Origin of the sequence: Mesorhizobium sp. M7A.F.Ca.US.008.03.1.1 (assembly GCF_003997495.1) — a bacterium.
In the GTDB taxonomy this organism is placed as follows: Bacteria; Pseudomonadota; Alphaproteobacteria; order Rhizobiales; family Rhizobiaceae; genus Mesorhizobium.
Window position 1 is genome coordinate 1 of the sequence record NZ_RZRU01000028.1, and the last position, 12,652, is coordinate 12,652.

Annotated in this window: 12 protein-coding genes; 10 read left to right on the forward strand and 2 right to left on the reverse strand. The window is 62.1% G+C overall.

Annotation, left to right across the window (positions count from 1 at the left end; all coding sequences use genetic code 11):
- Positions 1 to 121: 121 nt before the first annotated feature.
- Together EOA16_RS28205 and EOA16_RS28210 are read left to right on the forward strand one after the other, a co-directional pair.
- Positions 122 to 697, forward strand: a complete 576-nt coding sequence (locus EOA16_RS28205) for a GNAT family N-acetyltransferase (RefSeq protein WP_127261070.1) — start codon at positions 122 to 124, stop codon at positions 695 to 697.
- 107 nt (positions 698 to 804) lie between these two features.
- Positions 805 to 2,328 carry a hypothetical protein gene (locus EOA16_RS28210; RefSeq protein WP_127261071.1) on the forward strand — a complete coding sequence of 508 codons (1,524 nt, stop codon included), beginning with the start codon at positions 805 to 807 and terminating at the stop codon, positions 2,326 to 2,328.
- Between the two features lie 18 nt (positions 2,329 to 2,346).
- Here the strand turns inward: EOA16_RS28210 and EOA16_RS28215 are convergent, their stop codons facing one another.
- Both EOA16_RS28215 and EOA16_RS28220 read right to left on the reverse strand, forming a co-directional pair.
- A complete protein-coding gene (locus EOA16_RS28215; protein WP_127261072.1) occupies positions 2,347 to 3,000 on the reverse strand; it encodes a hypothetical protein in 654 nt (217 codons plus the stop codon).
- Complete coding sequence (locus EOA16_RS28220; protein WP_127261073.1) at positions 2,997 to 3,296, reverse strand: DUF3572 domain-containing protein; 300 nt, start codon at positions 3,294 to 3,296, stop codon at positions 2,997 to 2,999. Before EOA16_RS28220 ends, EOA16_RS28215 begins: the two co-directional genes overlap by 4 nt.
- 261 nt (positions 3,297 to 3,557) lie before the next feature.
- Here EOA16_RS28220 and EOA16_RS28225 point away from each other — a divergent pair, with 261 nt between their 5' ends.
- The 8 genes from EOA16_RS28225 to EOA16_RS28265 all read left to right on the forward strand — a co-directional run bounded on the left by EOA16_RS28225 (position 3,558) and on the right by EOA16_RS28265 (position 12,652).
- The gene (locus EOA16_RS28225; RefSeq protein ID WP_281035958.1) at positions 3,558 to 3,914 is read left to right on the forward strand and encodes a response regulator; all 357 of its coding nucleotides are present in this window, start codon (positions 3,558 to 3,560) and stop codon (positions 3,912 to 3,914) included.
- Positions 3,915 to 3,947: 33 nt separating this feature from the next.
- Entirely contained in the window at positions 3,948 to 5,321 is a 1,374-nt protein-coding gene (locus tag EOA16_RS28230; RefSeq protein WP_023810534.1) for a PleD family two-component system response regulator, read from the forward strand.
- A gap of 543 nt (positions 5,322 to 5,864) precedes the next feature.
- A complete protein-coding gene (locus EOA16_RS28240) occupies positions 5,865 to 7,337 on the forward strand; it encodes an FAD-dependent monooxygenase (protein WP_127261075.1) in 1,473 nt (490 codons plus the stop codon).
- 137 nt (positions 7,338 to 7,474) lie between these two features.
- Complete coding sequence (locus EOA16_RS28245; protein ID WP_127261076.1) at positions 7,475 to 8,209, forward strand: FadR/GntR family transcriptional regulator; 735 nt, start codon at positions 7,475 to 7,477, stop codon at positions 8,207 to 8,209.
- The gene (locus tag EOA16_RS28250; RefSeq protein ID WP_127261077.1) at positions 8,206 to 9,393 is read left to right on the forward strand and encodes a PLP-dependent transferase; all 1,188 of its coding nucleotides are present in this window, start codon (positions 8,206 to 8,208) and stop codon (positions 9,391 to 9,393) included. The genes EOA16_RS28245 and EOA16_RS28250 overlap by 4 nt, the downstream gene beginning before the upstream one ends.
- 29 nt (positions 9,394 to 9,422) lie before the next feature.
- On the forward strand, positions 9,423 to 10,700 hold the full coding sequence (locus EOA16_RS28255) for a sugar ABC transporter substrate-binding protein (protein WP_127261078.1): 1,278 nt from the start codon (positions 9,423 to 9,425) through the stop codon (positions 10,698 to 10,700).
- Between the two features lie 180 nt (positions 10,701 to 10,880).
- On the forward strand, positions 10,881 to 11,804 hold the full coding sequence (locus EOA16_RS28260) for a sugar ABC transporter permease (protein WP_127261079.1): 924 nt from the start codon (positions 10,881 to 10,883) through the stop codon (positions 11,802 to 11,804).
- Positions 11,804 to 12,652 carry a carbohydrate ABC transporter permease gene (locus EOA16_RS28265; RefSeq protein WP_027036797.1) on the forward strand — a complete coding sequence of 283 codons (849 nt, stop codon included), beginning with the start codon at positions 11,804 to 11,806 and terminating at the stop codon, positions 12,650 to 12,652. The genes EOA16_RS28260 and EOA16_RS28265 overlap by 1 nt, the downstream gene beginning before the upstream one ends.

Consider the following 12,652-nt stretch of genomic DNA (forward strand, 5'->3'; position numbering starts at 1 on the left):
CAACGCCGCAGGTCTCATGCGGGCCCTCGAAGGGCGAGCACCACAGGCGGTCGTCACGGTGGCGCGGGACCAACGCCCAATCAGCTCTTAAACTGATTCAACGCAATCGTGAGGTTGCCTGATGAGCACGACCATAGCGCCGCTTGCGCCTGAGCTTTGGGCTGAATTCGAGGACCTCTTCGGCAAGCAAGGCGCCTGCTACGGCTGCTGGTGCACGCATTTCCGGCTGGCGCCGGCGATGCGCCGCGAGAGCAGCCGGGAACGCAACAAGGACCACATCAAGGCGCGTATCGAAGCCGGCCCGCCGCCGGGCCTGCTGGCATTCGAGGATGGTCAGGCGGTTGGCTGGATGCAGATCGGACCGCGCGCCGACGTGCCCGAATGGAACAATCAGGGCAGGGGGTCGGCGCCGGTCGACCCTGCCGACGCCGCGGATCCGGCCGTCTGGGCGATCTCCTGCTTCTTCATCCGCGGCAAGGCGCGCGGCAGGGGGATCACGCATCGCCTGGTCGAAGGCGGCATCGATTTCGCCCGTCAGAACGGTGCACGGCTGCTCGAGGCTTGTCCGATAGATCTGTCTCGCGATTCGCGCTCGATCGGCCTGTTCGTCGGCTCGTCGCGGGTCTTCGAGAAGGCGGGTTTCGAGCGGTTGGTGGAACGCAAGGCCGGTCGCCCGCTGATGCGGCTGGTGCTTTGATCGAGATTGTCTGCCAGGGTGCCGTTGTCGATCTCACCTTGCGGTTGCAGCGGTAATTTCATACCAGACGGACAAAGTCTTTCTTCTAGGTCAAACGGAGAATTCGCGTGAACCGTGCCCTGCCATTCGTGTTCCTTCTTGCGTTGAGTGCCCCTGCTTTCGGCCAGACCGTCGACAGTCAGGGTGCGAAGCAATTGTCCGACGACTTGTCCCGCTATGTCGGCAGGCAGGCCATCGACAAGGGCATTTTGAAGGTTTCGCTCGAAGGTAGCGCCTACAAGATCCTGTTCGATTTCAAGGCACTCGCCGCATCATTTCCGGACCAGAAACTGCTGAAGTTCGATTTCGCGCCCTATGCCCTGATGGTCAAGCCGCGTAGCGACGGGTCCTGGGATGTCTCGATGGATTTCTCCCAAACCGCCTCCTTCGAGTTCAACGGACCCGAAGGGCTGCAAAGCACTCAGTTTTCGATCAAGGACGGCAAGGGCTCGGGCGTCTACGATCCAAATCTGGCGGCCTTCACCAGCGGCACCAGCTCGATGGCCGGCATGACGATGGCATCGAAGGATGCCAAGCAGCACATGGAAGCCAGTACTGGTGCTGGCATCGCGACCGTTGCCGCGACCAAGTCGGCGACCGGGGGCGTCGATTTCACAACCTCGCAGAAGGTGTCGAGTTTTGTCGAAGCGATCAATTTCGATGACCCTGAGAGCGGGCTGAAATTCCCGGTCACCGTCAGGTCGCCGGAACTGTCGGTCGAAGCCAGCGGCAAAGGCGTGCGGACCAAGCCATTGCTCGATCTCCTGGCATTTGCAGTGGCCAACGAGGACGAGGCGACGCTGAAGGCCAACCAGGCGCAGCTCAAATCGCTTCTGCTCGCCGCCTTGCCGCTTTGGCAGCGTATCGACGGGACCTATGGTTTCAAGGATTTCGCGGTGGAAAGTCCGGTCGGCAATTTCGGCGCCACCCAGCTAAGCACCGCGTTCGGCACCGATGGCGTGGCCCAGAACGGCACGATCACGTATGGCATCAAGGCATCGGGACTGACGGTGCCGACGCAGCTTCTGCCGAGCTGGAGCGTGGGGTTGTTGCCCACCGATGTCGATTTGAACTTCGGCGGCGCCAATATCGATCTCGACAGCATGGCGAAGAAGGCGATCGAAGCCTTTGATCTCAATAAGAATCCACCGCTGTCGGCAGAATTCGGCGAGCAGCTTAAAGTCGACTTTATGGCCAAGATGCCGAAGGTCGTGCTCGGCCACAGCACCGTGAAGAACAAGGACACGGAGATCGCGCTGGAAGGCGAGATGACATTCCCAGGCGAAAAGCCCGAAGGTAGCGTGACCGTCGATGTCGCCGGCTTCGACAAGCTTGTCGAAGGCCTGCAGGAAGCGGCAAAGTCGGAACCGGAGGTGGCCCAATACGTGCCAGTCGCTCTCATGGCGAAAGGCTTTGGCAAGACGCTGTCCGATGGTCGGCTGGAATGGATCGTCAACGCCAAGGCCGACGGTTCGGTCACCGTCAATGGCGTCATGCTGAAGCCCGCCGACGCGGCCGTGGACGACAGCATGGATGATGGTGACGGCGACGATGACAGCGGAGACGACAGCGGCGGCGCAGGTGCGAACTGAACCCCTGAAGGTTGGAGTTTAGAGCCCCAGCGCGCTTGCAATCCTGGGCGCGGCTTCGTGCCAGTCCTGGACGACGACCACATCGTCCGTCACCGGCGGCAAGAATGCGCGCAGCGAATTGTCGGCCATCAGGTGGAACAGTTCGGCGTCGGCGACCGATCCCCGCACCGACGCCAGATTGTGCGGCTGATCGTCGACGAAAACCACCGGTCGGCCGGCCTTGCCGCGAAGCTTGGCCACTGCCGGTCCTTTGGCCATTTCAGTGGTCAGAAGCGGGTAGCTCAGTCCGAGCGCGTCGAGATGGACGCGACGCACGGCACGGTGTTTGTGCGGCATGGCCGTCAGCAAGATGATTTCCGCGCGGTCGCCAATCCCTGCCAGGGCCTCTGCCGCGCCGTCCGTAATGTTTTGCCAATCGGCTTGCGCGTCGAAGAAGTCGCCCAGCAGTGCCGTGACTTCGGGCTGCTCGATCAGCCGGCCGCTGGCCGTCTCGGCGATGTTGCCGGTCAGCCGAAACGAGGCCAGCGTCAGGCCGTAGCCACGCGCCTTGAGGAAATTCGGAAACGGTCGGATGAATTCGAGCACGACATCGTCGACGTCGAGCACCAGCAACGGCCGGTCGTCGGCTGCCAGTTCCTCGATCTGGCGCGCGGTTTCTGGATCATCGCTCATATGGAATGCTCGTGGTTGTCATCGCCCAGTGGCAGCGACCGCAGGGCCTTGCCGACAGCAGCCGGCGGGGTGCCGGTTTCCTCGGCAAAGCGCATCAGCGTCGGCTCGTGGGCGAGGATGAATTGCAGGACACCAGCCAGGAAACCTGGCTCGCTGGCGGCTTTGCGGACAGAATGGACCTCTATGCCGGTGATAGCCAGAAAGCGCGGCAACAGTTCCGGATCGGAGGCGACAAAGCCCAGGGCCTTCACGGCAATCGATTCCGCTTCTTCGCGCATTGACGCTGCGTTTGCCATCACTACCTTCGGTGTGTGGAATGAGTCTCTCCCGCAGTAATGGGAAGAGTTGCTTGCGGCAAGCCATTAGAGCGTGGCGCGCCCTTTGGACGCGCAGGGGACGAGGTGGAATCCGCGCTGTTTTCCAGCCGGGGATTTCCGTTTCGTCAATCATATTGCCGTAAAGTGAAGCAGGGTTTGGTGCGTTCAGACATGTGCGCATGACGGTCGCCTTCGAAGCGGATGGACGGCCGGGACGGGATATCGATGCCGAAGAAGGTCATGATCGTCGAGGACAACGAGCTCAACATGAAGCTCTTTCGGGACCTCATCGAGGCAAGCGGTTACGAGACCGTGCGCACCCGCAACGGTCTGGAAGCGCTCGATCTGGCGCGCCTGCACCGGCCGGATCTCATCCTGATGGATATCCAGCTGCCTGAAGTGTCGGGCCTGGAAGTGACAAAATGGCTGAAGGAGGACGACGAGCTGCACGTCATCCCGGTCATCGCGGTGACCGCCTTCGCGATGAAGGGCGACGAGGAACGCATCCGCCAGGGTGGCTGCGAGGCCTATATTTCAAAGCCGATTTCGGTGCCGCGTTTCATCGAAACCATCAAATCCTATCTGGGTGATGCGTGATGTACCCTTTCAGCCGAGCCGGAGCCTTGTGAAATGACTGCGCGGATCCTCGTCGTCGACGACATCCCTGCCAATGTGCGGCTGCTGGAAGTCCGGCTGCTGGCCGAATATTTCGAGGTGCTGACCGCCACCAACGGGCCGGATGCGATCGAGACCTGCGAGAACGGCAAGGTCGATGTCGTGCTGCTCGACGTGATGATGCCGGACATGGACGGCTTCGAGGTCTGTCGGCGGCTGAAGAGCGATCCAGCGACATCGCACATTCCGGTGGTGATGATCACCGCGCTCGACCAGGTTTCCGACCGCGTACGCGGGCTTGAGGCCGGCGCCGACGACTTCCTGACCAAGCCGGTCAACGATTTGCAGCTGATGACGCGTGTCAAGAGCCTGGTCCGCCTGAAGTCGCTGACCGACGAGTTGCGGCTGCGCGCCTCGACGACGCGCAACATCGGCATCGAGGAGTTGCTCAGCCGCAATTTCGCATCCGAGGACACGACACCGAAAGTGCTTTTGATCGACGAGCGCAAATCGTCCGTCGAGCGCATCCAGAAGATGCTGCGCGACCGCGCCGACCTCGACGTCACACACGATCCGCATGCCGGCTTTTTCCAGGCCGCCGAGACGTCCTATGAATGCGTGATGATCTCGACCGCGTTCGCCGATTTCGATCCGCTCAGACTCTGTTCGCAGTTGCGCTCACTCGATCGCACCCGTTTCGTGCCGATTATTCTTTTGGCGGAGGAGGGCGAGGAGGAACGCATCATCCGCGGCCTCGAACTCGGCATCAACGACTATCTGATGCGGCCGATCGACCAGCAGGAACTGACGGCACGGCTGCGCACGCAGGTGCGCCGCAAGCGTTACAATGACCAGCTGCGGGCCAGCGTCACCCAAACCATCGAAATGGCGGTGACCGATGGATTGACCGGGCTGCACAACCGCCGTTATCTCGACAGCCATCTGCAGACGCTGTTCGATCGCGCCGTGGCGCGGCGCCGGCCGCTGTCGGTGATGATCACCGACCTCGACCGTTTCAAGGCGATCAACGACGCACATGGCCATGACGGCGGCGACGAGGTGCTGCGGGAATTCGCACGACGGCTGCGCAAGAATGTCAGGGGTATCGATCTTGCCTGCCGCTTTGGCGGCGAGGAGTTCGTCGTGGTGATGCCGGATACCGAAGGCGCGGTGGCCGAGAAGGTAGCCGAGCGCATTCGCGCCGAAATCGCCCAGGCGGCTTTCGCCATCGGGCAGGACGGCAAGGCGATCGAAGTCACGGTCAGCGTCGGCGTGTCGTCGGTGCTGAAGGGCGTGGACACGGTGGCTGCGCTGATGAAGCGTGCCGATCTCGCGCTCTACGAAGCCAAAAGCGGCGGCCGCAATCGCGTCGTCGCCAAGGCGGCGTAGCGATCCAGCCCCGATTATCCTGTCAACCCGACAGGGTTACCCGTTTACCTTAATCCAAGCGATTCGCGAGCCTTGGTTAAGAAACTGTTGATTTTCATAAGCTCTTGCGCAACTGTGCAGGCCAAGACGAAGCCGGCACGAGGACAGACCGCCGGCTCCGATCCCCAGAATACCCCATGATGCTCAGGTCCGCCGCATCTCCTGGGTCCGTGGGGTCGGCCGGCCGGCGCTGGCACATAGTGGCCTCCTCGTACCGCTGCCAAACGCCGACCGGCCCCCTTCTTTCCAATGAGCATCAGAGTTCCGTGCCAAAGCACGGAAGACTCTGCGTTTTTGTGTTTGAAAATCCGGATATCGTTATGAAGCCGCCCTAGGAGATTGTCCTGCGCGTGCGTCGAGTTTGTTCCGCGGCAACCAACAGCGGGGAACAATACCAGCCCCTTCCATTTCATACATAGGGCGCCCAGGGGGCTTGCGGCAAGACCGGGCTCCTCCCGTAAAACCGTGACCCCAACCAGGGTGCGGAAAACGGGAGTGACGACAATGATTTCAGATCATGCGGTGGTGATCGCTGGGGCTGGTCCGACGGGATTGATGCTGGCGGGCGAACTGGCGTTGGCCGGCGTCGATGTTGCCATTGTAGAAAGGCGGCCGGATCAGAAGCTTGCCGGCCTGCGCGCGGGCGGCCTGCACGCACGCACGATCGAGGTGCTGGACCAGCGCGGAATCGCCGATCGTTTCCTCTCACAGGGCCAAGTGAGCCCGGCCGTGGGTTTTCACATGATCCGCCTGGACATCAGCGACTTCCCAACCCGGCACAATTATCTGTTGGCGCTGCGGCAAAACCACATCGAGCGCATCCTGGCCGACTGGGTCGGCGAGTTGAAGGTACCGATCTATCAGGGACACGAGGTTGCGGGGTTTACCCAGGACGACAGCGGCGTCGATGTCGAACTGTCCACCGGCCACCGCCTGAGGGGCGCATATCTGGTCGGCTGCGACGGGGGCCGCAGCACCATTCGCAAGGCAGCCGGTATCGAGTTCGCCGGGTGGGATCCGACGATGAGCTGGATGATTGCCGAGGTCGAAATGTCGGAAGAACCGGCATGGGGTTTCCGCAGCAACGCCTTCGGAATTCATGCCCTGGGTAAGATCGAGGACGGCAAGAAGGTTGGCGTCGTGCTGACGGAGCAACGCCTGGAGGCGCGCGGCGAACCGACGCTGCGCGAGCTCAGCGAGGCGCTGACTGCCATCTACGGCACCGACTTCGGGGTCCACAGCCCGACCTGGCTATCGCGCTTCACCGACATGACGCGCCAGGCTGCCGCATACCGCGACAAGCGTGTGCTGCTGGCGGGTGACGCCGCGCACATCCATCCTCCGATGGGCGGACAGGGCCTCAACATCGGCGTGCAGGATGCGGTGAACCTTGGATGGAAGCTGGCCCAGGTCATCAACGGGATATCGCCGCACAGCCTGCTCGACAGCTATTACGCCGAGCGTCATCCGGTTGCCGCCCGCGTGTTGCGCAACACGATGGCACAGGTCGCGCTTCGCCGCACGGACGACCGCAGCAAGGCCTTGGCCGACACCGTTGCCGAGTTGCTCGGCATGGATGAACCCCGCAAAAGAATCGCCGCGGAGATGTCTGGCTTGGGTGTCCATTACGACGTTGGCCAGGGGCATCCACTGCTTGGGCGGCGAATGCCCGATCTCGATCTGACCGCCGCCGGCGGACCGTTGCGGGTCTTCACCTTGTTGCACGACGCGCGGCCCGTGCTGCTCAACCTCGGTGAGACCGGCAGGCTGGACATCGCGCCCTGGGCTGAAAGGGTCCGGCAGATCGACGCCGGTTATGCCGGTGCCTGGGACCTCCCGATGCTCGGGAGGGTCGTTGCGCCCGACGCGGTCTTGATCCGGCCCGATGGCTATGTGGCTTGGGCCGGGGCGGGAACCCAACAGGGCCTGGTGGACGCGCTGACCACTTGGTTCGGGCCGCCTGCTGCCGCAGGTTAGCAGACAATCGAAGCGCGATCGCGCGACCCCCTCGAAAGTATTCCGTCGCTCCCTCCGACAGTGCTCCTGACAGCTGGTTGACAGGAGTTTCCTTCTGTGCAGAAATTGGTTGGACCATTGGACCACTTGGAGGAGGCGTGGACCAGAACAGCCTGCCACCCATTCAAACCACGGCGCGCGACGACGCCGTGTTGAAGGCGTTGGTGGGATTTGTTCGCGCCGAAGCCCTGCAGCCGGGTGAGAGACTTCCAACCGAACGCATTCTGGCCGAGCGGCTGAAGGTCAGCCGCAACACCGTGCGCGAGGCGCTGACACGTTGGGAGGGGCTCGGCCTCGTCGAGCGTCGGCAGGGCAGCGGCACGTATCTCAAGGCGGCTGTCTCACACGATATGCTGCACATGCCGCTGACGCTGGCTGGCGGCCATGATTTCACCAGCCTGATGCAGACGCTGGAGATCCGCCGCGCGCTGGAGGCGGAGGCCGCAGCCCTTTGCGCCGAACGCGCCAGCCAGGCCGACATCGCCGAGATCGCGTGCAAGCTCGACATCATGGAGCAGGCGTTCCACACCCGCGACGGCATGTCCTCGGAAGAGGACTGGGAGTTCCACCAGGCGATTTACCGGGTCTCAGGCAATCCGCTGTTCGAGCAGATCATCGCCGCCATGCATGAGCTGTTTCATCGCTTCTGGGAACATCCGCTCGGCGTGCGCGATTTCGGCCATGCCAGCTTTCCTTACCATCGCACCATCTACGAATACATCGCCGCCCGCGATCCGCAGGGCGCCCGTGCCGAGGCGCTCAAACTGATCGCTACCGTCGAGGATGACCTGAAGCGCGGTGCGGCCAAACTCAAACTTTCGAGCCAGACATGAACGAGCATCCATCCGGTTTCGATCACGACTATCTTGCCGAGGCGGCGACACTCTTGGCGCATGACGAGCCGTTCCCCGGCGGTGCGGTGGTGCCGCCGATCTACCAGACCTCGCTGTTCACCTTCGCCAGCTATGCCGAGATGGCCGATACCTTTGCCGGCAAACGAAAGCAGCCGATCTATTCGCGTGGCGACAATCCCACGGTGATGGAGTTCGAGGCGCGCGTGGCAGCGCTTGAGGGCGCTGAAGCCGCGCGCGGCTTTTCCAGTGGCATGGCGGCAATCAGCGCCACGGTGCTTGCGTTCGTCGGCGCCGGCGAGCGCATCGTCGCCGTGCGCAACTGCTACGGTGATGCCTACCGGCTGTTCGAGCGGTTGTTGCCGCGGCTCAACATCAAGGTCGACTATGTCGACGGCTCCGACCCGGATGCGGTCGCGGCGGTACTTCCCGGCGCCAAGCTGCTCTATCTGGAAAGCCCGACCTCGATGATGTTCGAGCTGCAGGACATCGCGCATCTGACACGGCTGGCCAAGGAACAGGGCATCGTCACCACGATCGACAATTCCTGGGCGACGCCCGTATTCCAGAAGCCGATCACGCATGGCGTCGACCTGGTGCTGCATTCGGCCTCGAAATACCTTGGCGGCCACAGCGATACAGTCGCTGGCGTCGTGGCGGGGTCGGCCGCCCACATCAAGCACATCAACGAGCAGACCTATTCGTATCTCGGGGGCAAGCTGTCACCGTTCGAGGCGTGGCTTTTGCTGCGCGGTCTGCGCACGCTGCCGCTGCGCCTGCCGCACCACATGAAGAGCGGCTTGACCATCGCCGAACGGCTGAAGGCGCATGCCGATGTCGAGCGGGTCAACCACCCCGTCTATTCGAACCACCCAGGCAAGGCGACTCTGGCCGGCTATGCCGGTCTGTTCTCCTTCGAGGTGACGGACGATATCGACATCCCCGTCTTCGTCGACGCGCTGAAATATTTCCGCATCGGCGTCAGCTGGGGCGGGCATGAAAGCCTGGTCGTACCGGCCAAGGCGTCGCTGGAGCAGACGCCGGGCCTGAATTCGATGGCGCGCTTCGGCGTCAGCCCCCGAACCATCCGCTTCAATGTCGGATTGGAGAGTGTCGAAGACCTCTGGGCGGATGTCGCCCAGGCCTTCGAAAAAGCCAGAAAATAACAAGCGGGTTCAAAATGGGAGTCTTGAACATGAAAAAACTGACCATCATGCTTGCCACCGTTGCGGGACTGGCGATTTCCGCCGGAAGTGCTGTGGCCGATTCGACCCTGAAAATGGTCGAAGTCATCACCAGCCCGCCACGCACCGAATTCCTGAAGAAGCAGATCGCCGAGTTCGAAACGGCCAATCCGGGCGTCAAGGTCGAGCTGATCTCGCTGCCCTGGGGCCAGGCCTTCGAGAAATTCCTGACCATGGTGCAGGCCGGCGATACGCCCGACGTGGTCGAGATGCCGGAACGCTGGATGGGCCTCTATGCCAACAATGCCCAGCTCGAGGATCTCGGCCCCTACATGGCCAAATGGGATGACGCCAAGACGCTCGGCGACCGCGCCAAGCAGTTCGGCTCGACCGTCAACAACACCCAGTTCATGATCCCCTACGGCTACTATGTGAACGCGCTGTTCTGGAACAAGAAACTGTTCAAGGAGGCCGGCCTCGATGGCCCGCCGGCGACGCTCGATGATTTCATCGCCGATTCCAAGAAGATTTCCGCACTCCCAGGGAAGTACGGCTACTGCCTGCGCGGCGGGCCGGGCGCCTTCAACGGCATGCACATGTTCATGAACATCGCCGCCGGCAAGGGTGGCTACTTCAACGAGGACGGCACTTCGACGATCAACGAAGAAGGCTCGGTCAAGGGCCTGCAGATGCTGGCCGACATGTACAAGGACGGCCTGGCGCCAAAGGATGCGGTGAGCTGGGGCTTCAACGAAACGGTCACCGGTTTCTATTCCGGCACCTGTGCCATGCTCAACCAGGATCCGGACGCGCTGCTCGGCATCGCCGACAAGATGAGCGCCGATGATTTCGCGGTAGCGCCATTGCCGGTCGGGCCGAGCGGCAAATCCTATCCGACACTGGGCTATGCCGGGTGGGCGATGTTCGCCAATTCGCAGCACAAGGACGATGCGTGGAAGCTGATGGCCACGCTTTTGTCGCCGAAGGACAATCTGGAATGGGCCAAGGAAGTCGGCGTCGTCCCGATCCATAACGGTGCCGACCAGGATCCCCATTTCAAGACGGAGCAGTTCAAGGGCTGGTTCACGGAGCTCAGCGACAGCTCCAAATATGAAATGGTCACCCCGCCGACGCATCTGGAGAACCTCGGCAATTTCGTCGACCAGGTGGCGATCAAGAATTTTCAGGAAGTGCTGCTTGGCCAAAAGACGGCCAAGGACGTCGCCGACCAATGGGCTGCCTTCCTGACCAAGGAACAGCAGGATTGGCTGGCGAAGAACAAGAAGTAGTTTTCTTCCCTTCTCCCCCGTTCACGGGGAGAAGGTGTCACGAAGTGACGGATGAGGGGCGGCGCCAGCACGCCAAGGTTCGTGCTGCCCCTCATCTGCCTGCCGGCATCTTCTCCCCGTGAACGGGGAGAAGGGTGCTGATTGCCCATCCCGATACTTCCAGGAGACGATCCGCAGCCAATGACCTACGCCGTGTCCGAAATACGTTCCGTCGGCAAGCCGCGTCGCAAGCGGCTATCCCACGCCGCAATCGAGCCATGGCTCTATCTCAGTCCGGCGATCATCCTGCTGATCGTGGTGCTCCTGGTGCCGCTGGTCGTCGGCATCAGCTACTCCTTCCGCAAGTTCTCCGCCTTCAAGTCCGAATATGTCGGGCTTGGGCAGTATCAGGCGATGCTGTCGGATCAGGTGCTGGGGCAGGCGCTGGTCAATACACTGTGGTGGACGGTCGCCAGCCTGTTTTTCCAGTTCTTCCTCGGCCTTGGCCTGGCGCTGCTGCTCGACAAGCCGTTCCGGGGTCGCAAGGCGGTGCAGGCGCTGGTCTTCCTGCCCTGGGCGGTGCCGTCCTTCCTGTCCGGCCTCACATGGGCCTGGCTGTTCAATCCGATCATCGGTCCGCTGCCGCACTGGCTGTTCGCCTTGGGGCTGAAAGCCGAGCCGACCAATGTGCTGTCCGATCCGTCAACCGCCATGTGGGGGCCGATCGTCGCCAACATCTGGTTCGGCATTCCGTTCTTCGCCATCACGCTTCTGGCGGCACTGAAATCCATTCCATCGGAATTGCATGAGGCGGCGGCCATCGACGGCGCTTCGCCCTGGCAGCGCTTCACCAAGGTGACGCTGCCGTTCCTGGCGCCGACCATCGCCATCACCGTCATGTTGCGCACCATCTGGATCGCCACCTTCGCCGACCTGATCTTCGTGATGACGGAGGGCGGGCCAGCCGGCTCGACCAACACTGTGCCGGTCTACATCTATGTCAGCGCCTTCAAATCGCTGGACAAGGGCTATGCCTCGGCGGTGGCCGTGCTGCTGCTGGTCCTGCTCATTGCCTATGCGATTGCGCTGATCGGCATCCGCCGCACGCTGGTGAGGCACGTCTGATGATCGCAGGACGCTCAACCTCGCAGCGCTTCTTCGGCGGCATCGGCCTCTACGCGGCAATCGCGGCTTACGTGCTCTTTGCCCTGTTTCCGATCTACTGGACGCTGAAGATCTCGGTCACGCCGGAGCGGTTGCTCTATTCCGAAGGCATCACCTTCTGGCCGTCGCACATGACGCTGCAGAACTTCGTCACCGTGCTCGAGGCCACCGATTTCCCTCGCTATTTCCTCAACAGCGTCATCGTCTCGGTATCGACGGCGGCACTGGTGACAATCATCGCCACGCTCGCCGGCTATGCCATGTCGCGCTTCACCTTTCGCGGCAAGGCAGCACTGGCGCTGATGTTGCTTTTGACCCAGACCTTTCCGCTGGTGATGGTCATTCCGCCGATCTACCGCGTGATGGGTCAGATCGGCCTGATCAACAGCCTGACCGGGCTGATCATCATCTACACCGCATTCAACACGGCCTTTGCCACCTTCCTGATGCAGTCGTTCTTCGACGGGATCCCCAAGGATTTGGAGGAGGCCGCGATGATCGACGGCTGCACCCGCGCGCAGGCGATGCGCAAGGTGATCGTGCCGCTGACGCTGCCAGGCATGGGCGCGACGCTCGGCTTCGTCTTCACCGCCGCCTGGAGCGAGCTTCTGTTCGCGCTGATGCTGATTTCCAGCGACGACCAGAAGACCTTCGCCGTTGGCTTGCTCACCTTCATCGGCAAGTTCGCCGTCGACTGGGGACAGATGATGGCGGCATCCATCCTGGCGCTGATCCCGGTCTGCATCTTTTTCGCCTTCCTGCAACGCTATCTCGTCACCGGCCTGACCGCCGGCGCCGTCAAAGGATAG

Excerpts from the sequence above, each read along its gene's own strand:
- EOA16_RS28205 (WP_127261070.1), top strand. The coding sequence starts at position 122 with ATGAGCACGACCATAGCGCCGCTTGCGCCTGAGCTTTGGGCTGAATTC.
- EOA16_RS28215 (WP_127261072.1), bottom strand. The coding sequence starts at position 3,000 with ATGAGCGATGATCCAGAAACCGCGCGCCAGATCGAGGAACTGGCAGCC.
- EOA16_RS28220 (WP_127261073.1), bottom strand. The coding sequence starts at position 3,296 with ATGGCAAACGCAGCGTCAATGCGCGAAGAAGCGGAATCGATTGCCGTG.
- EOA16_RS28225 (WP_281035958.1), top strand. The coding sequence starts at position 3,558 with ATGATCGTCGAGGACAACGAGCTCAACATGAAGCTCTTTCGGGACCTC.
- EOA16_RS28230 (WP_023810534.1), top strand. The coding sequence starts at position 3,948 with ATGACTGCGCGGATCCTCGTCGTCGACGACATCCCTGCCAATGTGCGG.
- EOA16_RS28240 (WP_127261075.1), top strand. The coding sequence starts at position 5,865 with ATGATTTCAGATCATGCGGTGGTGATCGCTGGGGCTGGTCCGACGGGA.
- EOA16_RS28250 (WP_127261077.1), top strand. The coding sequence starts at position 8,206 with ATGAACGAGCATCCATCCGGTTTCGATCACGACTATCTTGCCGAGGCG.
- EOA16_RS28255 (WP_127261078.1), top strand. The coding sequence starts at position 9,423 with ATGAAAAAACTGACCATCATGCTTGCCACCGTTGCGGGACTGGCGATT.
- EOA16_RS28260 (WP_127261079.1), top strand. The coding sequence starts at position 10,881 with ATGACCTACGCCGTGTCCGAAATACGTTCCGTCGGCAAGCCGCGTCGC.
- EOA16_RS28265 (WP_027036797.1), top strand. The coding sequence starts at position 11,804 with ATGATCGCAGGACGCTCAACCTCGCAGCGCTTCTTCGGCGGCATCGGC.